Origin of the sequence: Citrobacter sp. RHB35-C21, assembly GCF_013816515.1 — a bacterium.
Taxonomy (GTDB): domain Bacteria; phylum Pseudomonadota; class Gammaproteobacteria; order Enterobacterales; family Enterobacteriaceae; genus Citrobacter; species Citrobacter braakii.
Genome location: NZ_CP057147.1, coordinates 1,132,891 through 1,157,349, shown reverse-complemented (window position 1 = coordinate 1,157,349; position 24,459 = coordinate 1,132,891). Strand labels below are relative to the sequence as shown.

Below are 24,459 nucleotides of genomic sequence, written 5' to 3'. Positions count from 1 at the left end.
CAGAATCAATCATGAAAAAATTATTTTATCTTATGGTTACGGCCATAATACTGACCGCACTCCCAATATTATCTGCACAAGCACAGTCGCAGGCTCAGTCTCGCGGTGTAACAGGCGATACCTGCCGTAATTCCGGCATACTTTTTACCAGCGTCGCAGAATCGGATAAGTCGCTAAATCTTTCATCGGCTTTCGTGAATTCAAACGTCGTTGAATATTCCTATACCACCAGTTGGTCGGGTAGCATGACCTGTACTTACGGGAATATTGGGATCGGTGGTCTGGCGCAAGACCACTTATATTATTTTACCGGTTTCAACGGTTCTCCTGTTTATTTGAATTTCAACAGTGCGGATGGTGAAAGTAGCTACTGGATAAAATTAACGGCCACCATTAGTGGCGATACCAAAGTGACTGTCAGCGGTATCGTGGGCATTCACTCTCTGTCATATCAGACACAATATACGCTGCGGGCGGAGTTAATGTCGGCTCCGCCTGTGGGCATGGAAAGCTATACCAAAACCACAACCAGCGGCGCACTGTCGGTCATACCTGCGGTGATGAGCGGTACCGGAAGCGGCTCCAGCTCACCGTTCCTTTCCAGCAAAACATATGCTTATCGCGCCTGGTCCAATATGATGTCTGAAACCGCACGCAAAAGCTGGAATACCGATTATTTTATTGCTTATGAGAAGCTGACGATTCAGTTTGAGCCAAAAGAAACAACCTGCAATATGACGCGGGACATGAGCGTGAAATTACCCCCTGCTCCGTTTAGCGTCCTGAAAAAAAATGGAAAGGCAGCTGGTGCCGATTTCACGATCCCGCTGAAGTGCGGCAACCTGGCCGGAATTAAAACGTCTACCCGCAATGTTAAGGCCTGGTTATCCAGCAATGATTTAGTCAGTTCTGATACCAGCTACCAGATAATGGTCAACGATGAAACCACGGCGGGAGGGGTAGGTATTGCCATTCGTAGCCGGATGTTTATGGGTGACTATGATGAGGTGCAAATATCCAGTAGCAATAATATGGAACATGCCTCACAAATATTAGATATCGCTAAAGATGATGATATAAGCAATACGCAATACATTTATCTTCATGCTTATTACAAAGTTTATAACGCATCAGCATTATCAACCGGTAGCGTGGTGGCGACTGCGCAGATAATGTTTGGCTACGATTAACCCCCCTATTTTACTGTGGCCCAGACGGGCTACAGTAAGTTTTTAATTTAATTCTCTTAAAGGATTTTATGAAAATATCTGTTCAAACCGTGCTTGATCTTCTGCACAGCATTATGCACCCGCTTTCTCCTGAACTGGTGCATCATTTGCAACGCACGGGTCTCATTTGCTGGTATCTCGGGAATCGAGCCGGTTTTGACAGTGCAGCCATCAATAACGCCTGGCTTGCGGGTATGTTGCACAATATCGGGGCGCTGAGCAAAGTGCATCCCTTCAGTGGCGCCCATGGTAAAGCCTTTATTGAAGAGCATGGACGACTTGGCGCCTCAATGATGTCCGGCGTACGTTTTTTACAGCCAGTGACCGCAATTCTTGAAACGCGCCACGCGGATGCCTTGGGTTACACGCAGAATACAATGCTAAATACCTGGCATCTGGTGCATCTGGCCGATGAGTTTGAGCTGTGGCTGCGCGGGATTGAAGGTGACTATGTGGCCCAACGGCATAATATTGTTTCCGGTTTTCTGGCCAGTAGCCCACTATGGCCATCGTGCCTGGTCGAGGCGCTACAGGATGCCAGCCATGAGGATGGTTTCTGGTTTCGCCTGAGTTCGCCCTCATTACAACAGGTGCTGCGCGTTATCAGCCCGCTCAATGATGTGGTGCTGGATCACCATGATTTTCTGGAGGTCTGCCTGCTGATTTCGAATATCGTCGATAAATACAGCAGCTTTACGCAGACTCACAGTACCAGCGTGGCTCACGTGGCGGCGAAGCTTGCGGAGCTGTACGGCTGCGATCGCTACACCCAGGATAAAATCCGCATCGCGGGGTACCTGCACGATATTGGCAAGCTGGGTATTCCACTGGAAATCCTCGAGAAGCAGGGAAAGCTGGAGCCGGACGAGTATGCGCAAATGAAGCGCCACAGCTATAAGACGCTGGAGATGCTACACCCTATTGAAGAGCTGGGTGAAATCGTACACTGGGCGGCAAGACATCATGAACGCCTCGACGGCAGCGGCTACCCTTTTCGTCTGGGTGCGGCTGCGCTGGATATCCCTTCGCGTATTATTGCTGTGGCTGATGTTTTCACCGCGATGACCGAGAACCGCCCCTATCGTCAGGGGATGTCCAGCGAAAAAGCATTGATTATTCTGGAGGAAGAGGCGTCAAATTTTCGTCTGGATCGGGACATTGTCGATCTGCTAAGCCATAATATTGCAGTGCTCAGACCTTTGGTTGCGATGTACTAAGCCAGGCATAACCCGAAATCGCAGCCGTGCAGAATGCATATTGTATAAATTTACCGAAAGAAAACGCGAATGAAATATTTGATAGCCAATAGAGTCATTTACGATAGCGAGAGCGGGGAACTTGTGGTCAAGGAACCCGGAAACGAGCAAAGTAAAAGGCTAACAAATACCGCTAACCGTATTCTTTCGTTACTGATTGCGTCGCCAGGCCGGGTACTTGAACGCGATTATCTTCTGGATAAAGTCTGGGAGGAAGCGGGCCATCCGGGTTCCAGTTCATCGCTGAGCCAGTACATTAGTATCCTCAGAAAAACATTAACATCCTTAATATTCATTGAGGAAATTATTGTAGCCGTACCCAAGGTGGGCTTTTACTTCTCACCGGAAATCGCCGTTGAACTGCAGAATGATGAAGAAATGGTGAGTACCACACCTCTTCCGGTATCCCTGCGTAAGGCGGCAACGAAGGATAAAAAAAACCTCTGGCTGATTGCGGCTATCGCGTTTTTGCTGCTGGCCAATCTGTGGATACTCAGCCAGAAACAGGGTTCACCGCGTTTTGCAGCCGAATACCGTATTGGTGAAATCGGGAACTGCAAATTTACTGCCTATGAAGATTTATCGGAGGAAGTTGACCCTCAGGTCATGAATATTATCCGTCAGCTACAGCCTGAACTTGAGCTAAAGTGCGCCCGGAAACCCGCGCAGATTATGGTTTATTTTCAACCCAGTGTTCTTTACGGTAGTCATGGTCGGTTTTTCTACTCTTATTGTCCAACAGATAAGGCAACAGCAAAAATTGTCTATTGTGAGAACCATTATGCTTTTAACTGGAAATTAAAATGAAGCTGATGACAACCTTAGTGCTGGCAGTGGTCGCGTTGATTTGTCTGTTAACATGGCAACTAAGCCTGCGATCGGGTGTTTATTTTGACAAACGCTGCTTTGCGAATATCACCTATGTTGACGCTTCGGATCACGCTCTCTTATTCAAAGGAAATATCACGTTTGAATTTAACAAGAACGAAACGGGCGTATTTAATCTTTCCGGCAACATTGACTATCAGGGGCGTCAATATCGATTGTCGCGTTATATAACATTTACCTATCATAACGTCAGTGGGAACCAGTATCGTATGAATACGACGACAAAAGATATCATGGCTCACGATAATGTGCCGGAAGACATTACCCTGCTGACAACAAAAATATTTGGGATGGAAGGGGAATACGTTATTTCCTTAGACAAAAAAGACAATAACTATATTACGATTGCAAATACCTTATCACCCTTAATGAACTGTGTGATTCAATAACAGGGATGGTGTTATACATTCACTATGAAAAGAAATAATTGTGTCAATTGTGAAGAGTGCGGTTTTGCAGAACTGTGCTCTGCCTATCTGTTCAGGCAGAAAGATCCATTGTTTATCCGCAATCTGGAGACAAAAAAGAAGATTGCCAGAGGTGAATATATTTATCGTCGGGGAGAGAAAATAGACGAGCTGTATGCCCTACGTAGCGGGGCCGCTAAGGTTTACGATGCGCGCGGGCAACTGATGGGGATCGTTTTGCCAGGACAGGTGATGGGCGTGGAGGAGCTGCACATCGGGTACAGTCAGCAGGATATTCAAGCCGCAACGGAAATAGAAGTTTGCGTACTGAGAAGCGATCATTTCTACGAAATGAGCCAGCTGATGCCAGGATTTACAGATTTTATTGTCAGGATCCTGTCACGTTCGGCGCAGGAAAAACAGCAATTTATTTCAGTATTGACCAAAAGTGATACCTTGCAGAAGGTTCAATATTTCCTGCAACTGTTGTCTCGCACTTATAAAGAGTATGGCTTTGAGCATCTCAACCTTGAGTTACCGATCAGTAAGAAAGAACTGGCCCAGGTTCTGGGCATTTCGATATCCACCTTGTCGCGTGCCCTGGATAGCCTGAAGGATCAGGGGATTATTTCCATGCTAAATAAAAAAGAGATAACGCTAATGGTGTCAGACAAAAAATAGCGTCTGAATGATGATCTTCTTGTAATTTCTTAGTTTCATCTCAAAAAATCCGTAAATCATTTATTGTCCAGTGTATCCCTTTGAGGAAAGCACCGGACTAATTTTTCTTAAAAACAAAGAGTTAAGGTTTTTCCCAATGTCGTTTGTCGTATTCTCTGATGATATTTTTTTTACCCGGTCTGCGGGAGGGCTGATGCCAATAGATAGCCTGCGCGAAGAGAACTTATGTATTATTGATATTGAATCTTTCTTCAGCTTACATGATATTAAACATCGTATTTGCAATGAACTGACCGACAGCTATTCTATCATTTTTGTAAAAGGCCGTGGAATGTTATCAAAGGTGCTTTCATCACTGGAGGGTATCTCCAGAACCGCCTCTGTAACGGAGTTTATCCAGTATATTAATGAAGGCCGAAGATATACTGTCTATCATATACTCACCATAATTGATTCTTTGCGGGAGCTACGTAACCTTACCCATACCGAGATTTCCGTAGCCTGTGCGTTACGCCGACAAATAAATATTACTGCCACATCCCAACTTCTGCACTGCTCAACGAAAGCAGTGTATCAGCGGGTATCAGCCTTGGCTCAGAAAATGAACCTCAGATACGGTACCCAAATCCAGTATTTCTTGTACCGCGAATATACCATTGAGGAACTCCAGCAGATAAATTGCATGAAACATCGTCCTGATACCGGTGTATTCCAGAATAATGGATCGACCCTACATCTGTAAGCAGATTCGATCCTCACGACGAGGCCTGTCTAATGGCCTCCGGACTGAGATATCGCCCCGGTTGTCGTACAGGTTGAATCACTACGGATTTAACAGACACCTCAGAGTCATTTATGGACTTATCTTTGTCGCCTGGCTTCATCATTTCTACCGCTTTAAACGAAAGTAGCTTTCCCTCTTGTTTTCCTGCCATAAAGACTCCGTTATCATGCACCTTATGCAATCATGAACATCAAGGTAGGTTACTCTGTATATGCCCATATTTTACCCAGGTATAGGTTGGCAAGGCACACGTTAACCCACCTTTAAATGTAGGATTTCATGATATTCGATGAGACAACGTGAAACTTAATGATAACCAAAAAATCACTAACTCATTAAAAATTAAGAAAATGGACATCATAAACCAATGAGTACAATAGAAAATTTAGATTCACACACCCCAATGATGCAGCAGTATCTCAAGCTGAAGGCTCAGCACCCGGAAATACTGCTGTTTTACCGCATGGGCGACTTTTACGAACTGTTTTATGACGATGCGAAACGCGCGTCTCAGCTGCTTGATATCTCCCTGACCAAACGCGGCGCATCTGCGGGCGAGCCAATCCCGATGGCAGGCATTCCTCATCATGCGGTAGAAAACTACCTCGCCAAGCTGGTCAATCAGGGTGAGTCCGTTGCTATTTGTGAACAGATTGGCGATCCGGCGACCAGCAAAGGCCCGGTTGAGCGCAAAGTGGTACGTATTGTCACACCAGGCACCATCAGTGATGAAGCGTTGTTGCAGGAACGCCAGGACAACCTGCTGGCCGCCATCTGGCAAGACAGTAAAGGGTACGGCTACGCTACGCTGGATATCAGCTCCGGGCGTTTTCGTGTCAGTGAACCCGCTGACCGCGAAACCATGGCCGCGGAATTGCAGCGCACCAACCCCGCTGAATTGCTGTATGCCGAGGATTTTGCCGAAACCTCGCTGATAGAGGGACGTCGCGGCCTGCGTCGTCGTCCGCTGTGGGAATTTGAAATTGATACCGCCCGTCAGCAGTTAAATCTGCAGTTCGGCACGCGGGATCTGATTGGCTTTGGCGTGGAAAACGCCCCACGCGGGTTATGCGCTGCCGGCTGTCTGCTGCAATACGTAAAAGATACCCAACGCACTTCGCTTCCGCATATTCGCTCCATCACCATGGAGCGTCAGCAGGACAGCATCATCATGGACGCCGCCACACGCCGCAATCTGGAAATCACCCAGAACCTGGCGGGCGGGGTGGAAAACACGCTGGCTTCAGTACTCGACTGCACCGTGACACCGATGGGTAGCCGTATGCTCAAGCGCTGGCTGCATATGCCGGTCCGCGACACCAAAATCCTCATCGAGCGCCAACAGACCATCGGCGCGCTGCAGGATACCACCAGCGAATTACAACCCGTGCTGCGTCAGGTAGGCGATCTGGAACGTATTCTGGCGCGTCTGGCCCTGCGTACTGCGCGCCCGCGCGATCTGGCCCGTATGCGTCATGCCTTCCAGCAATTACCCGAACTGCGCGCACAACTGGAAAACGTAGACAGTGCCCCCGTGCAGATGCTGCGCGAGAAAATGGGTGAGTTTACTGAGCTGCGTGAACTGTTGGAACGTGCCGTCGTGGAAGCTCCGCCGGTGCTCGTCCGTGACGGCGGCGTCATTGCCCCAGGCTACAATGAAGAGCTTGACGAGTGGCGAGCGCTGGCTGATGGCGCCACGGACTACCTCGATAGACTGGAAATCCGCGAACGCGAACGCACCGGTCTGGACACGCTGAAAGTAGGATTTAACGCCGTGCACGGCTACTACATTCAGATCAGCCGTGGGCAAAGTCATCTGGCGCCAATTAACTACGTACGCCGCCAGACATTGAAAAACGCCGAACGCTACATTATTCCGGAACTGAAAGAGTACGAAGACAAAGTTCTGACCTCAAAAGGCAAAGCGCTGGCGCTGGAAAAACAGCTGTATGACGAACTGTTCGACATGCTGCTGCCACACCTGGCTGATTTGCAACAGAGCGCCAGCGCGCTGGCGGAGTTGGACGTGCTGGTCAACCTCGCGGAGCGTGCTTATACCCTGAATTACACCTGTCCGATCTTCACCGATAAACCCGGTATTCGTATTACCGAGGGACGCCATCCGGTGGTTGAACAGGTGCTGACCGAGCCGTTTATCGCCAACCCGCTTAACCTCTCACCTCAGCGACGGATGCTGATCATCACCGGCCCAAACATGGGGGGTAAAAGTACCTATATGCGCCAGACTGCGTTGATTGCGCTACTGGCCTATATCGGCAGCTACGTTCCGGCACAGAAAGTCGAGATCGGGCCTATCGATCGTATCTTTACCCGCGTGGGCGCGGCGGATGATCTGGCATCAGGTCGTTCCACCTTCATGGTAGAAATGACCGAAACCGCCAACATTCTGCATAACGCCACCGAGAACAGTCTGGTGCTGATGGATGAGATTGGACGCGGTACCTCCACCTACGACGGCCTGTCGCTGGCATGGGCATGCGCAGAAAATCTGGCAAATAAAATCAAAGCATTAACTTTATTTGCGACCCATTACTTCGAACTGACGCAGTTACCGGAGAAAATGGAGGGTGTCGCTAATGTGCATCTGGATGCGTTAGAGCACGGCGATACCATCGCCTTCATGCACAGCGTGCAGGATGGCGCGGCGAGCAAGAGCTATGGTCTGGCAGTCGCTGCCCTGGCTGGCGTACCGAAAGAGGTGATCAAACGCGCGCGGCAAAAACTGCGCGAACTGGAAAGCATCGCGCCAAATGTTGCCGCAACCCAGGTCGACGGCACGCAGATGTCGCTGCTGTCAGTACCGGAAGAAACGTCACCCGCCGTTGATGCGCTGGAAAACCTCGACCCGGATTCACTAACGCCTCGCCAGGCGCTGGAGTGGATCTACCGGTTGAAAAGTCTGGTGTAGCAAAAAGAGCCCGATAGCGGTAGCCCTAAAGAAAAAGGCCAGTCCCAATGAGACTGGCCTTTCTTGATAGAACTTGTGCTTACTCGCGGAAAAGCGCTTCGATATTCAGTCCCTGAGTCTGCAGAATTTCACGCAGACGACGCAGACCTTCAACCTGAATCTGGCGAACACGTTCACGAGTGAGACCAATTTCACGGCCCACATCTTCCAGTGTCGCAGCTTCGTACCCCAGCAGACCAAAACGACGTGCCAGCACTTCACGCTGTTTGGCGTTCAGTTCGAACAGCCATTTGACGATGCTCTGTTTCATATCATCGTCTTGCGTGGTGTCTTCCGGACCGTTTTCCTTTTCATCGGCCAGAATATCCAGCAACGCTTTTTCGGAATCGCCACCCAGCGGGGTGTCTACCGAGGTAATACGCTCGTTGAGTCGGAGCATACGGCTGACGTCATCAACCGGTTTATCCAGTTGTTCAGCAATCTCTTCTGCACTCGGTTCGTGGTCCAGTTTATGCGACAACTCACGCGCGGTACGCAGATAGACGTTCAGCTCTTTTACAATGTGAATCGGCAGTCGGATCGTACGGGTTTGGTTCATAATCGCCCGTTCGATCGTCTGGCGGATCCACCAGGTTGCGTATGTTGAGAAGCGGAACCCACGTTCCGGGTCAAACTTCTCGACGGCACGGATAAGCCCTAAATTGCCCTCTTCAATCAGGTCCAGCAATGCCAGACCACGATTGCCATAACGACGAGCAATTTTCACCACCAGACGCAGGTTACTTTCAATCATGCGACGGCGAGATGCGACATCTCCACGCAGTGCGCGACGCGCAAAATAAACTTCTTCTTCGGCTGTTAACAGTGGTGAATAACCAATCTCACCAAGGTAAAGCTGAGTCGCGTCCAACACACGCTGTGTGGCCCCCTGCGATAACAGCTCTTCTTCAGCCAGGTCGTTATCACTGGGTTCCTCTTCACTCAAGGCTTTTTCATCAAAAGCCTCTACTCCGTTCTCATCAAATTCCGCATCTTCATTTAAATCATGAACTTTCAGCGTATTCTGACTCATAAAGGTGGCTCCTACCCGTGATCCCTAACGGAACTAGCACGTGAAAGCCTGGTTCCGCCTAATTATCGCTGCGGTAAATAGCGCAGCGGGTTTACGGATTTCCCCTTGTAACGAATTTCAAAATGCAAGCGTGTTGAACTGGTTCCGGTGCTACCCATGGTAGCTATTTTCTGCCCCGCCTTGATTTCTTGTTGTTCCCGGACCAGCATTGTATCGTTATGGGCGTAGGCGCTCAGGTAATCATCGTTATGTTTGATGATAATAAGATTACCGTAACCACGCAGCGCATTACCGGCATAGACGACGCGTCCATCTGCGGTCGCGACAATAGCCTGTCCTTTGCTGCCTGCAATGTCGATCCCTTTATTGCCACCTTCGGTAGCCGCAAAGTTTTCGATCACTTTGCCGTCAGTCGGCCAGCGCCATGTAGAGATTGGCGAGCTAGTCGACGTTGAGCTTGCAGTTGATTCGGTTGTGCTAACTGCTGGAGCCGTTACAGGCGCTGTGACCACAGTCCCAGCAGGCTTGTTGTTCGGCAACATTTTGTTAGCACTTTGTTCACCTGAATCCTCAGAATACGTAATTGTTGGTTTCGAAGCAACAGCAACGGTGGAATTTTGTGCAGGGTTGGTCACAACTCCTTGCTGTGCTGCATCCGCCTGGGTGATGGCATTGCCACCGGTAATCGGTGCACCAGACGCGTTGCCCACTTGCAGAGTTTGACCGACATTCAGGCCATACGGGGCCGGAACGTTATTGCGTTGTGCGAGGTCACGGAAATCGTTCCCGGTGATCCAGGCAATATAGAAAAGGGTATCGCCTTTCTTAACAGTATAGGTACTGCCGCCCGTGTAGCTACCTTTCGGAATATTCCCATACTTACGATTGTATACAATACGACCGTTTTCCATCTGCACAGGCTGTTGAGCAACAGGCTGGATTTGCGTTGGCTGTGTGGTTGGTTGCTGCACCGACTGGATCTGTGGCGTCTGCTGTACTGTCGACGTCGAGCCCATTTTAGGTGGAGGCGTAATCAGCATGCCAGAACTGGTGTTCGTTGATGCACTACCGTTAACCGAGCTGACCGGCGCTGGTGGATTCGAGGTGTTTGAACAACCTGCCAACCATAGTGAAACCAGTGACAATGCCGCAATGCGGCGAACGGTAAATTTGTGGCTTCCCGCGCTCATTTATCCCCCAGGAAAATTGGTTAAAACCAGTGACGTAATCACCGTGCAAGGCACCGTCACAATACGCTTACTCTTTCGAGAATAACCAGGAAAACTCCAGGTATTCAGCAGCGCTATCTACGCAAGCTCCCCTTTCACTAAGGGAACGAAACGTACGGCCTCCACGGTATCGATAATAAATTCGCCTCCCCGACGACGCACCCGCTTCAGAAACTGGTGCTCATCGCCCACGGGTAAGACGAGAATGCCGCCCTCATCCAGTTGCATCATCAATGCGGTTGGGATCTCGGGCGGCGCTGCCGTTACAATGATAGCGTCAAACGGAGCTCGCGCCTGCCAGCCTTGCCATCCATCACCATGACGGGTCGAAACATTATGTAAATCAAGCTGCTTCAGGCGGCGACGCGCCTGCCATTGCAAACCTTTAATGCGCTCAACGGAGCACACATGATGCACCAGGTGCGCCAGAATCGCCGTCTGGTAGCCAGAGCCAGTACCAATTTCCAGCACCCGAGACTGCGGCGTTAGCTCAAGCAGTTCGGTCATTCGCGCAACCATATAGGGCTGCGAAATCGTCTGCCCCTGACCAATCGGCAGGGCAATATTGTCCCAGGCCTTATGTTCAAACGCCTCATCAATGAATTTTTCACGCGGCACGGCGGCGAGCGCATCGAGGACAAGCTCATCTCTGATGCCCTGCGCACGTAATTGTTCAAGAAGAGTGTGTACGCGTCTGCTTACCATTGCGTGTCGACTCCCACGCTGTCTAACCAGTCAGAAACCACTTCATGCGCGCCGTATGCGGTTAAATCGACATGCAGCGGCGTGATAGAAACATAGCCTTCATCGACGGCGGCAAAATCCGTATCCGGCCCGGCGTCGCACTTTTCGCCCGGTGGCCCGATCCAGTACAGCGTATTACCGCGTGGGTCCTGCTGTGGAATAACCTGATCCGCCGGATGGCGACTGCCGCAGCGCGTGACGCGAATACCTTTAATCTGATCCAGCGGTAAATCCGGCACGTTGATATTCAAAATGCGACCGGTGCGCAGCGGTTCACGACTCAGCGCCCGTAAGATACGACAGGTTACTGCGGCAGCAGTATCGTAGTGTTTATGGCCATCAAGTGAGACAGCCAGCGCCGGGAACCCCAGATGACGACCTTCCATTGCCGCCGCAACGGTACCGGAATAGATAACATCATCACCCAGATTAGGACCCGCATTAATACCAGAAACGACAATGTCCGGACGCGGACGCATTAATGCGTTCACGCCCAGATAGACGCAGTCGGTGGGCGTACCCATTTGTACGGCGATATCGCCGTTATCATAGGTAAAGGTGCGAAGTGAGGATTCCAGCGTCAGCGAGTTAGACGCGCCACTGCGGTTACGATCCGGGGCAACCACCTGTACGTCAGCAAACTCACGCAGCGCTTTCGCCAGCGTTTGTATACCGGGTGCGTGGACCCCATCATCGTTACTCAGCAATATACGCATAATCACCCATTGTGTTAATAAGTTCCCTTACAACACTGGTGGCGAAGCTACCTGCCGGTAGCCAGAAGCGTAACTCGACGGTTACGTCATCCCACCAGTTCCAGCTTAATTGTTGTGGATACAGCAACATAGCGCGACGCGACGCGTCGACTTTCTCGCGCAATAACAGAGACTGCAGCGCGGTTTCATCAGCAACAGCGGCTTTTTCAAACGCCAGTGCGTCGCGCTGAGTTCCCCACTCACCGCTGCCCGGTAATGCCGCTGTGATCATCAATTCTTTCTCATCGACGCGACGCTGTAATTCAGTGTGTTCTTCCTGTGTGGCGACAAACCAGCTTCCGCGTCCGGATAATTGTAGCGCATCGCCGTCAACAACTTGATTAAAGTCTGTTTTTTTCAAGCGTTCACTGACTATCTGATTAAACAACGCGCTACGGGCCGCCGACAACCAAAAACTGCGTTTATTGCGATCGCGCACCGGCGCATCGCTTTGTGCCCAGCGCAGCGCCCCTTGCAGGTTGCTACCGCCGATACCAAAACGCTGAGCGCCAAAATAGTTCGGTACGCCGCGTTCGCTAATCGCCTGCAAACGCGCTTCAACGTCATTTCGCTCGCTCACTTCACGCAACACCAGCGTAAATTCGTTGCCTTTCAGCGCCCCTAAACGCAGCTTACGCTTGTGGCGCGCGTACTCCAGAACTTTACAGCCTTCGAGCTCAAATTTGCTTAGATCAGGCATTGTATTGCCCGGTACGCGCGCGCACAGCCACTGTTCCGTGACCGCATGCTTATCTTTCTGCCCGGCAAAGCTCACTTCACGGGCGTGAATTTTCAGGAATTTCGCCAGCGCGTCAGCCACAAAACGGGTGTTACAACCGTTTTTCAGGATGCGCACCAAAACATGCTCGCCTTCGCCATCCGGTTCGAAGCCTAAATCTTCGACGACAACAAAGTCTTCCGGATTCGCTTTCAGGACGCCATGGCCCAGTGGTTTGCCATGGAGATACGTCAGATCGTCAAACACAGTCATTTCGGTGCCTTAATGAGTAACGCCACCGCTTCACAGGCAATCCCTTCCCCACGCCCGGTAAAACCGAGTTTTTCCGTGGTGGTCGCTTTCACGTTAACATCATCCATATGGCAGCCGAGATCTTCGGCAATAAACACGCGCATTTGCGGAATGTGCGGCAGCATCTTCGGCGCCTGAGCAATAATTGTCACATCCACATTACCAAGCGTATAGCCTTTGGCCTGAATACGCCGCCAGGCTTCTCGCAATAATTCACGACTATCGGCACCTTTAAAGGTCGGGTCGGTGTCAGGGAAGAGTTTACCGATATCCCCGAGCGCAGCCGCGCCCAGCAGAGCATCGGTTAGCGCGTGTAACGCCACATCGCCATCAGAATGCGCCAGCAATCCTTTTTCATACGGGATGCGCACACCACCAATGATAATTGGGCCTTCTCCGCCAAAAGCGTGTACGTCGAAACCGTGTCCAATTCGCATTATGTCTTCTCCTGGTGGGTAGTCCGGGTCAGATAAAATTCGGCCAACGCCAAATCCTCTGGACGCGTTACTTTAATATTATCAGCCCGTCCTTCAACGAGCTGAGGGTGTAAGCCGCAATATTCCAGCGCCGAGGCCTCATCCGTAATGGTTGCGCCTTCGTGGAGCGCACGGGTCAGGCAGTCGTGCAACAGCTCGCGAGGGAAAAACTGCGGCGTCAACGCGTGCCATAAATCGGTGCGATCGACCGTATGGGCAATGTCTGTTCGGCCCGGCTCCGCGCGCTTCATCGTGTCGCGTACTGGTGCCGCCAGGATCCCGCCGGTGCGGCTGGTCTCACTGATTGCCAGCAAACGGGCTAAATCATCCTGGTGCAGACACGGACGCGCGGCGTCATGCACCAGTACCCAACTGGCCTCACCTGCGGCTTGCAAACCGGCAAGGACAGAATCGGCACGCTCGTTGCCGCCATCCACTACGGTAATTTGCGGATGCGCGGCGAGTGGAAGTTGGGCAAAGCGGGTGTCGCCTGGGCTGATAGCGATAACGACTCGCGTCACCCGGGGATGAGCCAGCAGCGCATCAACCGAGTGTTCAAGAATGGTTTTATTGCCAATAGAGAGGTACTGCTTAGGACACTCTGTTTGCATTCGGCGGCCAAACCCGGCAGCCGGCACCACGGCGCAAACGTCCAATAAAGTGGCTGCCATGTTAAATCCCTGGACGGTTTATCGATTATTTTGCCCTGCAGTCTGAGCGCGTTTAGACGCGTCAGGCACCAGACGATAAAAGGTTTCGCCCGGCTTAGTCATGCTGAGTTCGTTGCGCGCGCGCTCCTCAATAGCCTCTTGTCCGCCATTGAGATCGTCAATTTCGGCAAAGAGCTGATCGTTACGTGCTTTAAGTTTCGCGTTCGTAGCTTGCTGCGCAGCAACATCATCGTTGACGCGACTATAGTCATGTATGCCGTTCTTACCGAACCACAGCGAATACTGCAGCCAGACCAATAAAGCCAGCAACAGCAGCGTTAGTTTACCCATCCTGCCCCCTGAAAAACGGCATTAACATCCCATAACTTCCGCAGACAACTTTACATCAACGGTCGGGAATGCCGCGACAACGCGGGCAAATGTACCACATTTGCCCGTTGTTACGTATACCCCGTGTAAGGAGAACATAATCTCATTGTTGGTTACGGTTTGAATTATGACCAGAGAGTGAACAACATCAGCGATTGTTAAAAAAAGGCGTTTGCCTAACCCAACAACCACAGAAATAGCGCGCCAAACATCGCCCCAACCACCAGTAGGGTGCAGGTAATGCTCAGCAGCAACAGCCCCTTCAATAGGGAGTGCAGCGCAATACCCGCAACAATCGCCACGGGCAGCAATGCGAGGAAAAAGGGCCAGGTATAAATGAAGAAAAAGAGTGTGTTAGGGCCATAAATCAGAAACGGAATCCCCAGCGCCAACAGCCACGCGATAAAACCGACCACGGCACCCGGTAGTGACCAAGTGGTTTCATCGTCGGCGGCGAAGGTATCTGACTCTGTAATAGTAATGTTATGGCTGTTACGCATATCTAATCCTGTGACCGTGACTGACCGGGCATACAAGCTCGGGTGTCTCAGGATCTGATAATATCTTCCTGCCTCAGCAGGTCTAATAATTGGGGTACCAAATTTGTTACCAATTGTTCACCATCAAGGTGAATCTCTGGCGATTCAGGCGCTTCGTATACCGAATCAATTCCGGTGAAATTGCGCAACTCACCCGCCCGCGCTTTTTTATATAGCCCTTTTGGATCGCGTAATTCGCACGTTGCCAGCGGCGTGTCGACAAAAACCTCAATAAAACGCCCTTCGCCAACGCGTTCACGGACCATTTTGCGTTCGGCGCGATGCGGAGAGATAAAGGCGGTCAACACCACAAGGCCCGCGTCCACCATCAGGTTAGCCACCTCGCCAACCCGACGAATATTCTCCTTACGATCGGCATCGCTAAACCCAAGATCGCTGCACAGGCCGTGGCGCACGTTATCGCCATCCAACAAATAGGTACTCACTCCCAGCTTGTGCAACGCCTCTTCCAGCGCCCCTGCTACCGTGGATTTACCGGAACCAGACAGCCCGGTAAACCACAGCACAACACCACGATGACCGTGGCGTTGTTCCCGCTGTTGCGGCGTAACAGGATGGGCATGCCAGACGACGTTTTCGTCATGCAGCGCCATTATTTTCCTCCCAGCAGATCGCGCGCGCCCCAGTGCGGGAAATGGCGACGCACTAACGCATTAAGCTCCAGCTCAAACGCGCTGAACTGAGAAGCCGCGGCGTGATCCTGGACGATTGGCTCACGTACCAGCCCCGCGCCAACGGTAACGTTGGTCAGGCGGTCAATGATAATCAGCCCGCCCGTAACCGGATTCTGCTGATAGGTATCCAGCACCAGCGGCTCATCAAAAGTCAGATTAACCAGACCGATGCCGTTTAGCGGCAACGCTTCAACATCACGTTGGGTCAGGTTATTAATATCAATCTGGTACTGCACGTTATCAACGCGTGCGCGGGTCTTCTTACCGGCGACTTTGATGTCGTAGCTCTGCCCAGGCGACAACGGTTGTTCCGCCATCCACACCACATCAACGGCAGCGCTTTGTACCGCAGGTAACGCTTCACCGGCATCAAGCAGCAGGTCGCCCCGGCTGATATCGATCTCATCTTTCAATACCAGGGTGATCGCTTCACCCGCATGTGCTTCCTGTAAATCACCATCAAAGGTTACGATCCGCGCCACGCTCGACTCAACGCCGGATGGCAGCACTTTGACGCGTTGCCCTACCTTCACACTACCGGAGGCCAGCGTCCCGGCATAACCACGAAAATCCAGATTCGGTCGGTTCACATACTGCACCGGGAAACGCATCGGCTGAGTATCAACTATGCGTTGGATCTCAACGGTTTCCAGCACTTCCAGTAGCGTCGGACCGCTGTACCACGACATGCTGGCGCTTTGTGAAGCCACGTTGTCGCCTTCCAGCGCAGAGAGCGGCACAAACCGGATATCCAGGTTGCCCGGCAACTGTTCAGCAAAAGTAAGATAGTCTTCGCGAATGCGGTTAAATGTCTCTTCGCTAAAGTTCACCAGATCCATTTTGTTGATCGCCACCACCAGGTGTTTGATCCCAAGTAGCGTGGAGATAAAGCTGTGACGACGGGTCTGATCCAGCACGCCTTTACGCGCATCGATCAGCAGGATCGCCAGGTCGCAGGTCGACGCACCGGTCGCCATGTTGCGAGTGTATTGCTCATGACCGGGAGTATCCGCAATAATAAATTTACGCTTCTCGGTAGAGAAATAACGGTAAGCCACGTCGATGGTGATGCCCTGCTCGCGCTCGGCTTGCAAGCCGTCAACCAATAACGCCAGATCGAGCTTTTCGCCCTGAGTACCGTGACGTTTACTGTCGTTGTGCAGCGATGAAAGCTGGTCTTCATAAATCTGACGCGTGTCGTGCAGCAGGCGACCAATCAGGGTGCTTTTCCCGTCATCCACGCTACCGCAGGTTAAAAAACGCAGCAGGCTTTTGTGTTGCTGGGCGACCATCCAGGCTTCAACGCCGCCTTCATTAGCAATTTGTTGTGCAAGTGTCGTGTTCATGGCGGCTCCTTAGAAATACCCCTGACGTTTCTTCAGCTCCATGGAGCCCGCCTGGTCGCGGTCAATCACGCGGCCCTGACGTTCACTGGTGGTTGAGACCAGCATCTCTTCGATGATTTCCGGCAGCGTCTGCGCATTCGACTCCACCGCGCCTGTTAACGGCCAGCAGCCGAGCGTACGGAAACGCACCATGCGTTTTTTAATCACTTCGCCCGGTTGCAGATCGATTCTGTCGTCATCAATCATCATCAGCATGCCGTCGCGTTCCAGCACCGGACGCTCCGCCGCCAGGTACAGCGGCACGATGTCGATATTTTCCAGCCAGATGTACTGCCAGATATCCTGTTCAGTCCAGTTGGAGAGCGGGAATACGCGAATGCTTTCGCCTTTGTTAATCTGTCCGTTGTAGTTATGCCACAGTTCCGGACGCTGATTTTTAGGGTCCCAGCGATGAAAACGATCGCGGAAAGAATAAATGCGCTCCTTGGCACGCGATTTCTCTTCGTCACGACGAGCGCCACCGAACGCGGCGTCGAAACCGTATTTGTTCAACGCCTGCTTCAACCCTTCGGTTTTCATAATATCGGTATGCTTGGCGCTACCGTGAACAAACGGGTTGATGCCCATCGCCACCCCTTCCGGGTTTTTATGCACCAGCAGTTCACAACCGTAGGCTTTCGCCGTGCGGTCACGAAACTCGTACATCTCGCTGAATTTCCAGCCGGTATCAACGTGCAGCAGAGGGAACGGCAACGTGCCAGGATAAAACGCTTTGCGCGCCAGATGCAGCATTACGCTGGAATCTTTGCCGATGGAATACATCATCACCGGATTCGAAAACTCGGCGGCCACCTCACGAATAATATGGATGCTTTCCGCTTCCAGTTGCCGCAGGTGGGTAAGTCGTTTTTGATCCATAACCGTTCCTATGTAATGCCGTTATTTTGCTAACGATGCTCAGATAACCTGACTATAGGGAGGGCAAGAGGGCGAATGAAATTACGAATTGGAATGAGTAGTTCCTCAAAGGAATAACGATCCGGAAAAGCAAATATCAAAAAGTGCTTAAGCTACCGAATTTAGGGCATTTAGGAGCAAATGAAATTGTTTTACCTCGATCACGGTTTCATACTAGCGGCTAAAAATTTCTGCTTGGTATTTAAGGACTCATTATGTTTTCCGCAACGCGCCCCCTTCTTGCAATCCTGGCGCTCGGCGCGTGCTTTATCCTTCCCGCACAGGCAACATCTTCCAAACCTGGAGATATCGCAAATACCCAGGCTCGATATATCGCAACGTTTTTCCCAGGCCGCGTAACGGGCTCTCCGGCAGAAATGTTGTCTGCTGATTATATTCGTCAGCAATTTCAGCAGATGGGCTACAGCAGTGATATTCGAACATTTAATAGCCGTTATGTTTATACCGCCAAAAATAACCGTAAAAACTGGCATAACGTCACGGGAAGTACCGTTATTGCCGCACATGAGGGTAAAGCGCCACAGCAGATTATTATCATGGCGCACCTCGACACCTACGCCGCGCAGAGCGACGCCGATTCCGATGCCAATCTGGGTGGATTGACCCTGCAAGGTATTGATGACAACGCCGCAGGACTTGGCGTGATGCTGGAACTGGCGGAAAAACTCAAAGACGTGCCGACGCAGTACGGCATTCGATTTATCGCTACCAGCGGCGAGGAAGAAGGCAAACTGGGCGCGGAGAACATCCTGAAGCGAATGAGCGCCGCCGAGAAGAAAAATACGCTGCTGGTTATCAACCTCGATAACCTGATCGTCGGCGATAAGCTCTATTTCAATAGCGGTAAGAAAACCCCGGAAGCGGTGCGAAAATTGACGCGCGACCGGGCGCTGGCCATCGCGCACAGCCGCGGTATCGTAGCCAGCACCAATCCGGGACTGAACAAAAACTATCCGAAAGGTACTGGATGTTGTAACGATGCAGAGGTCTTCGACGACGCGGGCATTGCCGTGCTCTCCGTTGAAGCAACCAACTGGAGTCTGGGCAAGAAAGATGGCTATCAACAGCGCGCCAAAAGCGCCTCGTTCCCGGCAGGCAACAGCTGGCACGATGTGCGACTGGATAACCAGCAGCATATCGATAAAGCCTTACCGGGCAGGATAGAGCACCGTAGCCGCGACGTGGTACGCATTATGCTCCCGCTGGTGAAAGAACTGGCAAAGGCGGGTAAATCCTGAAGAAGAGGCCCGGTAATATGTAAACATTACCGGGCTTTTATCTTTTACCCTTCATGCAATCCGCACTCGCGCTTCAATCCGAAGAACCGCGTCTCTTCTTCCGCCATACCCGGCTCCCATTTGCGGGTGGTATGGGTATCACCAACTGACAGATAGCCCTGATCCCACAGTGGATGGTATTTCAGGCCGTGCTTTTGCAGATACTGGTAAACGGTACGGTTGTCCCAGTCGATGATCGGCAGCACTTTAAACACGCCGCGCTGGATAGCCAGCACCGGCAAATGCGCCCGGCTGCCCGACTGCTCGCGGCGCAGACCGGCAAACCAGGTTTGCGCATTGAGTTCTTTGAGCGCACGGTTCATCGGCTCGACTTTGTTGATCTCATTGTATTTCTCAATGCCTTCAACGCCCTGCTCCCACAGTTTGCCGTAGCGCGCTTCCTGCCAGGCCGCGCTCTCCTTCGCCCGGTAGACTTGCAGATTAAGCTTGAGTTTGTCCGTTAACTCATCAATAAACTGGTAGGTTTCCGGGAACAAATAGCCCGTATCGGTGAGGATCACCGGGATATCCGGGTGAATCTGATTCACCTGGTGCAGGCTTACTGCCGCCTGGATACCAAAGCTTGATGACAGTACATATTCACCAGGCAGGTTTTCCAGCGCCCACGCCACGCGCCCTTCGGCGTCCAGCTTTTCGAGCTGTGCGTTGGTTTCCGCCAGCGCCAGAATGCGGTCGACTTTTGGCAGGTCATTAAGGGCGTTTAGATCGAGTACGGACATAATTACCTCTCGTGGTTACTCCCAGAAATCCCGGGCGGGATCGAGCACCGGGCGAATGATGCCCGCACGCACCGTAAAATCACCGAAGCCTTCACCCGCTTCGCGCTCTTTCGCCCAGCGCCCAACCAGTTCGTCAACGGAGTCGAGAATTTCCGATTCCGTAATATTTTCGCGATACATACGCGGAATGCGCGTGCCCATGCGGTTACCGCCAAGGTGTACGTTGTAGCGCCCCGGGGCTTTACCCACCAGGCCCAGTTCCGCCAGCATCGCGCGGCCGCAGCCGTTCGGGCAGCCTGTAACGCGCATCACGATATGCTCGTCAGGAATGCCGTGTTTTTCGAGAATAGCTTCCACTTTATCAGTGAACGATGGCAGGAAACGTTCGGCCTCCGCCATCGCCAGCGGACAGGTCGGGAACGACACGCAGGCCATCGAGTTTTCACGCTGCGGCTTCACCGCATTCATCAATCCGTGATCGCGCGCCAGCTTCTCGATCTTCGCTTTTTGGCTTTCCGGCACACCAGCAATGATCAGGTTCTGGTTGGCGGTGATGCGGAAATCCCCTTTGTGGATCTTCGCGATCTCCAGCAGGCCGGTTTTCAGCGGACGGCCCGGATAATCCAGGATACGGCCGTTTTCAATAAACAGCGTCAGGTGCCAGTTATTGTCGATCCCTTTTACCCAACCAATACGATCGCCGCGACCGGTGAACTCGTACGGGCGGATCGGCTCAAATTTAATACCCGCACGACGCTCCACTTCCTTTTTGAACGTGTCGATACCAACGCGTTCAAGCGTGTATTTAGTTTTGGCGTTTTTACGATCGGTACGATTACCCCAGTCGCGCTGCGTTGTCACCACAGCTTCTGCTACCGCCAGGGTGTGCTCCAGCGGCAGATAGCCGAACTCGCTCGCGGTGCGGGCGTAGGTTTTCTTATTGCCGTGCTCAATCGACAAACCACCGCCGACCAGCAGGTTAAAGCCCACCAGCTTGCCGTTTTCGGCAATCGCCACGAAGTTCATATCGTTGGCGTGCAGATCGATGTCGTTCTGCGGCGGGATTACGACCGTGGTTTTAAACTTACGCGGCAGATAGGTTTGACCGAGGATCGGCTCTTCGTCGGTGGTCGCTACCTTCTCCTGATCCAGCCAAATTTCTGCATAGGCGCGAGTACGCGGCAGCAGATGTTCGGAGATCTTCTTCGCCCATTCATAGGCTTGGGCGTGCAGCTCGGACTCGTACGGGTTAGAGGTACACAGAACGTTACGGTTCATGTCGTTGGCGGTCGCCAGCGCGTCCAGCCCGACCGAATGCAGCATCTGGTGTACCGGCTTAACGTTCTTCTTCAGAATGCCGTGAAACTGGAAGGTCTGACGGTTGGTCAGACGAATGCTGCCATAAATCGTGTTGTCATGGGCGAACGTGTCGATCGCCTGCCACTGTTTGGTGGTGATCACCCCACCCGGCAGACGGCAGCGCAGCAGCATCGCATGACGCGGCTCCAGCTTTTGCTCGGCTCGTTCGGCGCGGATATCGCGGTCATCCTGCTGGTACATACCGTGAAAACGGATCAGCAGGAAGTTATCGCCTTTGAAGCCGCCGGTCAGGCCGTCGTTTAAATCTTCGGCAATCGTACCGCGCAGATAGTTGCTTTCCAGCTTCATACGCTCAGCGTCGGACAGCTTGCCTTCGACCACCAATGGTCCTGGGTATTTTTCGCTCATTAGTAGACATCTCGCTGATAACGGCGCTCAATGCGCAGCTCACTTAAAAATTCATCCGCCGCTTCGATATCCATAGCACCGAATTCGGCAATCACTTCCAACAAAGCCTGCTCAACGTCTTTCGCCATGCGATTGGCGTCGCCGCAGACATAAATGTGGGCACCGTCGTTTATCCAGCGCCACAGTTCCGCACCTTGTTGGCGCAGTTTATCTTGTACGTAGACTTTTTCTTTTTGATCGCGCGACCAGGCAAGATCGATGCGGCTCAGTACGCCCTCTTTGACGTAACGCTGCCATTCCACCTGGTACAGGAAATCTTCGGTAAAGTGTGGATTGCCAAAAAACAGCCAGTTTTTGCCTTCGGCTCCGTCAGCCGCACGCTGCTGCATGAATGCACGGAACGGCGCAATCCCCGTGCCCGGTCCAATCATAATCACCGGTGTCTGCGGGTTAGCCGGCAGGCGGAAGTTATCGTTGTGTTCGATGAACACGCGCACTTCACCCTCTTCTTCCACGCGATCGGCGAGGAAACTGGACGCGCCACCAGCACGAGCACGACCTTCAATGTCATAACGCACCACGCCCACGGTGACGTGCACTTCGCTTTCCACTTCCGCCTGGGAAGAGGCAATAGAATACAAACGCGGCGTCAGCGGGCGCAGAAGATCAACCAACGTTTGGGCGTCCAGTTGCGCTGGGGAGAAGCGCACCATATCGACGATTGGCGTGGTTGCGGCGTAATGCTGCAATTGCGCTTTGTCGCCCACCAGCGGCAGCAGAGAGTCGCTACGGGTTAAAGTGGCATAGTTCTCGACGATATTGCCGGTGTTAACCGTCAGCTCGAAATGCCACTGCAGCGCTTCGGTGAGCGACAGGGTTTTGCCGTCAACCGTGACCGGCTCATCTCCTTTCAGCCACAGCAATTCAACCAACTCTTTGACCAGCTCAGGATCGTTCTGATACCAGACTCCTAAGGCATCGCCCGGCTGGTAGCGCAGACCGGAGTCGCCGAGATCGATTTCAATATGGCGCACATCTTTTTCCGAGTCGCGACCGGTGATTTTCTGATTCACCGCAAGCGACGCCGTCAGCGGCGCTTCTTTGGTGTACGGGCTGGTGTGTACTTCATTTACCGCACCGCTCGCAGCAACTTGCACAGACGATGCCGCAGGCGCACGCGCTTTCAGGACATCAACCAGACGGGCACGCCATTCGGCTGCCGCGCCCTGGTATTCGACGTCGGCATCCACGCGGTCAAGCAAGCGTTCACCGCCCAGCTCAGCCAGTTTTGCATCGAAGTCTTTTCCTGACTGACAGAAAAACTCGTAAGAAGTGTCACCAAGACCAAACACGGCAAAAGCGGTGTTATCAAGCTTCGGCGCTTTTTTCGAGAACAGGAATTTATGCAACGCTACGGCTTCTTCCGCCGGTTCACCTTCCCCTTGCGTCGACGCCACTACGATCAGCAATTTCTCATTGGCGATTTGTTTGAATTTATAGTCGCCAGCATTGGTGAGAGTGACGTTGAGCTTTGCAGCGATCAGATCATCGCGCAGGGCTTCCGCCACACGACGCGCATTACCGGTTTGCGAGGCGGAGATAAGCGTAATGCCAGGCATTTCAGCAGCAGGCGCAGGAGTCGCCGCATTGCTGCCTGGCTGCTGATTCAGCACGCCCCAAAAATAGCCAGAAACCCACGCAAGCTGTGCGGGAGTGAAATCAGTCGTGGCCGCCTGAAGGCGTGCCAGTTGCTCCGGGTTTAGCGGTAGCAGAGCGGAAGGTGGGGCCTGTGTCGTCATGCGTTGTCATGTTCCAGTAAGCAAAGCGGATTTCAGCAATAAAACCCAAACTGAAGATAAGGTTAACGGCGGGGATAGTAACAATTAAAGAAGGGATAGAAATAACAAATAACCAAATGAACTAACCTGTTTTAGTTATAGTTATTAACAGCAAAACAGATTGGATAACCATATGATATATCAATAATTATTAAATATTACCATCATGAATAGGTCGTTCTGATACTCAGCGCCCTTTTAACTAATGATAAAATTCGCTCTTTACGGTACCCTACGGCGGTTTTTCGCATTCTTGAGAGTAAAAAATGTCCACCACCTTGTTTAAAGATTTCACCTTCGAAGCCGCTCACCGCCTGCCGCATGTACCGGAAGGGCATAAGTGTGGCCGCCTGCATGGTCACTCATTTATGGTGCGTCTTGAAATTACCGGTGAAGTCGATCCGCATACCGGTTGGATCATGGATTTTTCTGAGTTAAAAGCCGCGTTTAAGCCAACTTACAACAGACTCGATCACTACTATCTGAACGATATTCCTGGATTAGAAAACCCAACCAGTGAAGTTCTGGCCAAATGGATTTGGGATCAGGTTAAACCGGTTGTCCCTCTGCTGAGTGCCGTAATGGTGAAAGAGACCTGCACAGCAGGCTGCGTGTATCGCGGGGAATGATTGTATCGTCAGTGGCGACGGTCAATTTTCCTTAACTAACACTCTGTTAGGGTTATGTGCTCTGGATATCTGGAGCACAACATGTCTGACGATTTCGATATTATTATTATCGGTGCAGGGATAGCGGGCACCGCTTGTGCTTTACGCTGCGTGCCCGCTATGTGGTACT

General features: G+C 51.9%; 25 protein-coding genes and 1 pseudogene. 11 read left to right on the top strand and 15 right to left on the bottom strand.

The genetic code is table 11. The features are described from left to right. Positions 1–11 precede the first annotated feature (11 nt). From HVZ39_RS05620 to mutS, 7 genes are all read left to right on the top strand, one after another. Positions 12–1,190, top strand: coding sequence for a fimbrial protein (locus HVZ39_RS05620; protein WP_047414273.1), 1,179 nt, complete (start codon positions 12–14; stop codon positions 1,188–1,190). 68 nt (positions 1,191–1,258) lie between these two features. Beyond that, positions 1,259–2,446, top strand: coding sequence for an HD domain-containing phosphohydrolase (locus HVZ39_RS05615; protein ID WP_047414275.1), 1,188 nt, complete (start codon positions 1,259–1,261; stop codon positions 2,444–2,446). A 69-nt stretch (positions 2,447–2,515) separates the two neighbouring features. Continuing rightward, positions 2,516–3,292: a winged helix-turn-helix domain-containing protein gene (locus HVZ39_RS05610; protein ID WP_104651270.1), complete on the top strand. Its 777-nt coding sequence runs from the start codon at positions 2,516–2,518 to the stop codon at positions 3,290–3,292. Then, complete coding sequence (locus HVZ39_RS05605) at positions 3,289–3,762, top strand: hypothetical protein (protein WP_047414279.1); 474 nt, start codon at positions 3,289–3,291, stop codon at positions 3,760–3,762. Before HVZ39_RS05610 ends, HVZ39_RS05605 begins: the two co-directional genes overlap by 4 nt. A gap of 24 nt (positions 3,763–3,786) precedes the next feature. Continuing rightward, positions 3,787–4,461, top strand: a complete 675-nt coding sequence (locus HVZ39_RS05600) for a Crp/Fnr family transcriptional regulator (RefSeq protein WP_047414281.1) — start codon at positions 3,787–3,789, stop codon at positions 4,459–4,461. A gap of 136 nt (positions 4,462–4,597) precedes the next feature. Then, the gene (locus HVZ39_RS05595) at positions 4,598–5,203 is read left to right on the top strand and encodes a hypothetical protein (protein ID WP_181633315.1); all 606 of its coding nucleotides are present in this window, start codon (positions 4,598–4,600) and stop codon (positions 5,201–5,203) included. A gap of 409 nt (positions 5,204–5,612) precedes the next feature. Further along, positions 5,613–8,174, top strand: coding sequence for a DNA mismatch repair protein MutS (gene mutS, locus HVZ39_RS05590; RefSeq protein WP_047414286.1), 2,562 nt, complete (start codon positions 5,613–5,615; stop codon positions 8,172–8,174). A gap of 79 nt (positions 8,175–8,253) precedes the next feature. Here mutS and rpoS read toward each other — a convergent pair whose 3' ends face one another. Both rpoS and nlpD read right to left on the bottom strand, forming a co-directional pair. Then, the gene (rpoS, locus tag HVZ39_RS05585) at positions 8,254–9,246 is read right to left on the bottom strand and encodes an RNA polymerase sigma factor RpoS (protein WP_000081498.1); all 993 of its coding nucleotides are present in this window, start codon (positions 9,244–9,246) and stop codon (positions 8,254–8,256) included. A gap of 62 nt (positions 9,247–9,308) precedes the next feature. Next, positions 9,309–10,391: a murein hydrolase activator NlpD gene (gene nlpD / locus HVZ39_RS05580; protein WP_230330220.1), complete on the bottom strand. Its 1,083-nt coding sequence runs from the start codon at positions 10,389–10,391 to the stop codon at positions 9,309–9,311. Between nlpD and HVZ39_RS26555 the strand changes: the two genes are divergently transcribed. Then, on the top strand, positions 10,294–10,521 hold the full coding sequence (locus HVZ39_RS26555) for a hypothetical protein (protein WP_225622947.1): 228 nt from the start codon (positions 10,294–10,296) through the stop codon (positions 10,519–10,521). The genes nlpD and HVZ39_RS26555 overlap by 98 nt on opposite strands. A 32-nt stretch (positions 10,522–10,553) precedes the next feature. On the opposite strand, the gene HVZ39_RS05575 is transcribed toward HVZ39_RS26555, so the two are convergent. The 10 genes from HVZ39_RS05575 to cysD form a co-directional block, all read right to left on the bottom strand. Then, positions 10,554–11,180: a protein-L-isoaspartate(D-aspartate) O-methyltransferase gene (locus HVZ39_RS05575; protein WP_003034172.1), complete on the bottom strand. Its 627-nt coding sequence runs from the start codon at positions 11,178–11,180 to the stop codon at positions 10,554–10,556. Beyond that, positions 11,174–11,935, bottom strand: coding sequence for a 5'/3'-nucleotidase SurE (gene surE, locus HVZ39_RS05570; RefSeq protein ID WP_016154207.1), 762 nt, complete (start codon positions 11,933–11,935; stop codon positions 11,174–11,176). The genes HVZ39_RS05575 and surE overlap by 7 nt, the downstream gene beginning before the upstream one ends. Continuing rightward, positions 11,916–12,965 (bottom strand): tRNA pseudouridine(13) synthase TruD, encoded by a 1,050-nt coding sequence (truD, locus tag HVZ39_RS05565; RefSeq protein WP_137367379.1) that lies wholly within the window; start codon positions 12,963–12,965, stop codon positions 11,916–11,918. Before truD ends, surE begins: the two co-directional genes overlap by 20 nt. Next, positions 12,962–13,441 carry a 2-C-methyl-D-erythritol 2,4-cyclodiphosphate synthase gene (ispF, locus tag HVZ39_RS05560; RefSeq protein ID WP_016154209.1) on the bottom strand — a complete coding sequence of 160 codons (480 nt, stop codon included), beginning with the start codon at positions 13,439–13,441 and terminating at the stop codon, positions 12,962–12,964. The genes truD and ispF overlap by 4 nt, the downstream gene beginning before the upstream one ends. Then, a complete protein-coding gene (gene ispD, locus HVZ39_RS05555; RefSeq protein ID WP_181633314.1) occupies positions 13,441–14,151 on the bottom strand; it encodes a 2-C-methyl-D-erythritol 4-phosphate cytidylyltransferase in 711 nt (236 codons plus the stop codon). The genes ispF and ispD overlap by 1 nt, the downstream gene beginning before the upstream one ends. Before the next feature lie 18 nt (positions 14,152–14,169). Beyond that, positions 14,170–14,481: a cell division protein FtsB gene (gene ftsB, locus HVZ39_RS05550; RefSeq protein WP_003034163.1), complete on the bottom strand. Its 312-nt coding sequence runs from the start codon at positions 14,479–14,481 to the stop codon at positions 14,170–14,172. Positions 14,482–14,696: 215 nt separating this feature from the next. Next, on the bottom strand, positions 14,697–15,020 hold the full coding sequence (locus HVZ39_RS05545; protein ID WP_016154211.1) for a DUF3561 family protein: 324 nt from the start codon (positions 15,018–15,020) through the stop codon (positions 14,697–14,699). A gap of 47 nt (positions 15,021–15,067) precedes the next feature. Beyond that, positions 15,068–15,673 carry an adenylyl-sulfate kinase gene (cysC, locus tag HVZ39_RS05540; RefSeq protein WP_019077557.1) on the bottom strand — a complete coding sequence of 202 codons (606 nt, stop codon included), beginning with the start codon at positions 15,671–15,673 and terminating at the stop codon, positions 15,068–15,070. Continuing rightward, positions 15,673–17,100 carry a sulfate adenylyltransferase subunit CysN gene (gene cysN / locus HVZ39_RS05535; RefSeq protein ID WP_049040376.1) on the bottom strand — a complete coding sequence of 476 codons (1,428 nt, stop codon included), beginning with the start codon at positions 17,098–17,100 and terminating at the stop codon, positions 15,673–15,675. Before cysN ends, cysC begins: the two co-directional genes overlap by 1 nt. A gap of 9 nt (positions 17,101–17,109) precedes the next feature. Beyond that, positions 17,110–18,018: a sulfate adenylyltransferase subunit CysD gene (gene cysD, locus HVZ39_RS05530; RefSeq protein WP_003034152.1), complete on the bottom strand. Its 909-nt coding sequence runs from the start codon at positions 18,016–18,018 to the stop codon at positions 17,110–17,112. A gap of 254 nt (positions 18,019–18,272) precedes the next feature. On the opposite strand from cysD, the gene HVZ39_RS05525 reads away from it, so the two are divergent. After that, a complete protein-coding gene (locus HVZ39_RS05525; protein WP_109017645.1) occupies positions 18,273–19,316 on the top strand; it encodes an aminopeptidase in 1,044 nt (347 codons plus the stop codon). A 44-nt stretch (positions 19,317–19,360) separates the two neighbouring features. Here HVZ39_RS05525 and cysH read toward each other — a convergent pair whose 3' ends face one another. Genes cysH through cysJ form a run of 3 tightly spaced genes read right to left on the bottom strand, consistent with a single transcriptional unit; the run spans position 19,361 to position 23,622 of the window. Then, complete coding sequence (gene cysH, locus HVZ39_RS05520) at positions 19,361–20,095, bottom strand: phosphoadenosine phosphosulfate reductase (protein ID WP_131346673.1); 735 nt, start codon at positions 20,093–20,095, stop codon at positions 19,361–19,363. Positions 20,096–20,110: 15 nt separating this feature from the next. Next, positions 20,111–21,823: an assimilatory sulfite reductase (NADPH) hemoprotein subunit gene (cysI, locus tag HVZ39_RS05515; RefSeq protein WP_046274900.1), complete on the bottom strand. Its 1,713-nt coding sequence runs from the start codon at positions 21,821–21,823 to the stop codon at positions 20,111–20,113. Beyond that, positions 21,823–23,622: an NADPH-dependent assimilatory sulfite reductase flavoprotein subunit gene (gene cysJ, locus HVZ39_RS05510; protein ID WP_016157336.1), complete on the bottom strand. Its 1,800-nt coding sequence runs from the start codon at positions 23,620–23,622 to the stop codon at positions 21,823–21,825. The genes cysI and cysJ overlap by 1 nt, the downstream gene beginning before the upstream one ends. Before the next feature lie 305 nt (positions 23,623–23,927). Between cysJ and queD the strand changes: the two genes are divergently transcribed. Next, positions 23,928–24,290 (top strand): 6-carboxytetrahydropterin synthase QueD, encoded by a 363-nt coding sequence (queD, locus tag HVZ39_RS05505; protein WP_016154218.1) that lies wholly within the window; start codon positions 23,928–23,930, stop codon positions 24,288–24,290. 81 nt (positions 24,291–24,371) lie between these two features. Next, a pseudogene (locus tag HVZ39_RS05500) lies at positions 24,372–24,440 on the top strand (carbohydrate kinase); the annotation flags it as partial. Positions 24,441–24,459: the final 19 nt, after the last annotated feature.

Excerpts from the sequence above, each read along its gene's own strand:
- HVZ39_RS05620 (WP_047414273.1), top strand. The coding sequence starts at position 12 with ATGAAAAAATTATTTTATCTTATGGTTACGGCCATAATACTGACCGCA.
- HVZ39_RS05615 (WP_047414275.1), top strand. The coding sequence starts at position 1,259 with ATGAAAATATCTGTTCAAACCGTGCTTGATCTTCTGCACAGCATTATG.
- HVZ39_RS05610 (WP_104651270.1), top strand. The coding sequence starts at position 2,516 with ATGAAATATTTGATAGCCAATAGAGTCATTTACGATAGCGAGAGCGGG.
- HVZ39_RS05605 (WP_047414279.1), top strand. The coding sequence starts at position 3,289 with ATGAAGCTGATGACAACCTTAGTGCTGGCAGTGGTCGCGTTGATTTGT.
- HVZ39_RS05600 (WP_047414281.1), top strand. The coding sequence starts at position 3,787 with ATGAAAAGAAATAATTGTGTCAATTGTGAAGAGTGCGGTTTTGCAGAA.
- HVZ39_RS05595 (WP_181633315.1), top strand. The coding sequence starts at position 4,598 with ATGTCGTTTGTCGTATTCTCTGATGATATTTTTTTTACCCGGTCTGCG.
- mutS (WP_047414286.1), top strand. The coding sequence starts at position 5,613 with ATGAGTACAATAGAAAATTTAGATTCACACACCCCAATGATGCAGCAG.
- rpoS (WP_000081498.1), bottom strand. The coding sequence starts at position 9,246 with ATGAGTCAGAATACGCTGAAAGTTCATGATTTAAATGAAGATGCGGAA.
- HVZ39_RS05575 (WP_003034172.1), bottom strand. The coding sequence starts at position 11,180 with ATGGTAAGCAGACGCGTACACACTCTTCTTGAACAATTACGTGCGCAG.
- surE (WP_016154207.1), bottom strand. The coding sequence starts at position 11,935 with ATGCGTATATTGCTGAGTAACGATGATGGGGTCCACGCACCCGGTATA.
- truD (WP_137367379.1), bottom strand. The coding sequence starts at position 12,965 with ATGACTGTGTTTGACGATCTGACGTATCTCCATGGCAAACCACTGGGC.
- ispF (WP_016154209.1), bottom strand. The coding sequence starts at position 13,441 with ATGCGAATTGGACACGGTTTCGACGTACACGCTTTTGGCGGAGAAGGC.
- ispD (WP_181633314.1), bottom strand. The coding sequence starts at position 14,151 with ATGGCAGCCACTTTATTGGACGTTTGCGCCGTGGTGCCGGCTGCCGGG.
- ftsB (WP_003034163.1), bottom strand. The coding sequence starts at position 14,481 with ATGGGTAAACTAACGCTGCTGTTGCTGGCTTTATTGGTCTGGCTGCAG.
- HVZ39_RS05545 (WP_016154211.1), bottom strand. The coding sequence starts at position 15,020 with ATGCGTAACAGCCATAACATTACTATTACAGAGTCAGATACCTTCGCC.
- cysC (WP_019077557.1), bottom strand. The coding sequence starts at position 15,673 with ATGGCGCTGCATGACGAAAACGTCGTCTGGCATGCCCATCCTGTTACG.
- cysN (WP_049040376.1), bottom strand. The coding sequence starts at position 17,100 with ATGAACACGACACTTGCACAACAAATTGCTAATGAAGGCGGCGTTGAA.
- cysD (WP_003034152.1), bottom strand. The coding sequence starts at position 18,018 with ATGGATCAAAAACGACTTACCCACCTGCGGCAACTGGAAGCGGAAAGC.
- HVZ39_RS05525 (WP_109017645.1), top strand. The coding sequence starts at position 18,273 with ATGTTTTCCGCAACGCGCCCCCTTCTTGCAATCCTGGCGCTCGGCGCG.
- cysH (WP_131346673.1), bottom strand. The coding sequence starts at position 20,095 with ATGTCCGTACTCGATCTAAACGCCCTTAATGACCTGCCAAAAGTCGAC.
- cysI (WP_046274900.1), bottom strand. The coding sequence starts at position 21,823 with ATGAGCGAAAAATACCCAGGACCATTGGTGGTCGAAGGCAAGCTGTCC.
- cysJ (WP_016157336.1), bottom strand. The coding sequence starts at position 23,622 with ATGACGACACAGGCCCCACCTTCCGCTCTGCTACCGCTAAACCCGGAG.
- queD (WP_016154218.1), top strand. The coding sequence starts at position 23,928 with ATGTCCACCACCTTGTTTAAAGATTTCACCTTCGAAGCCGCTCACCGC.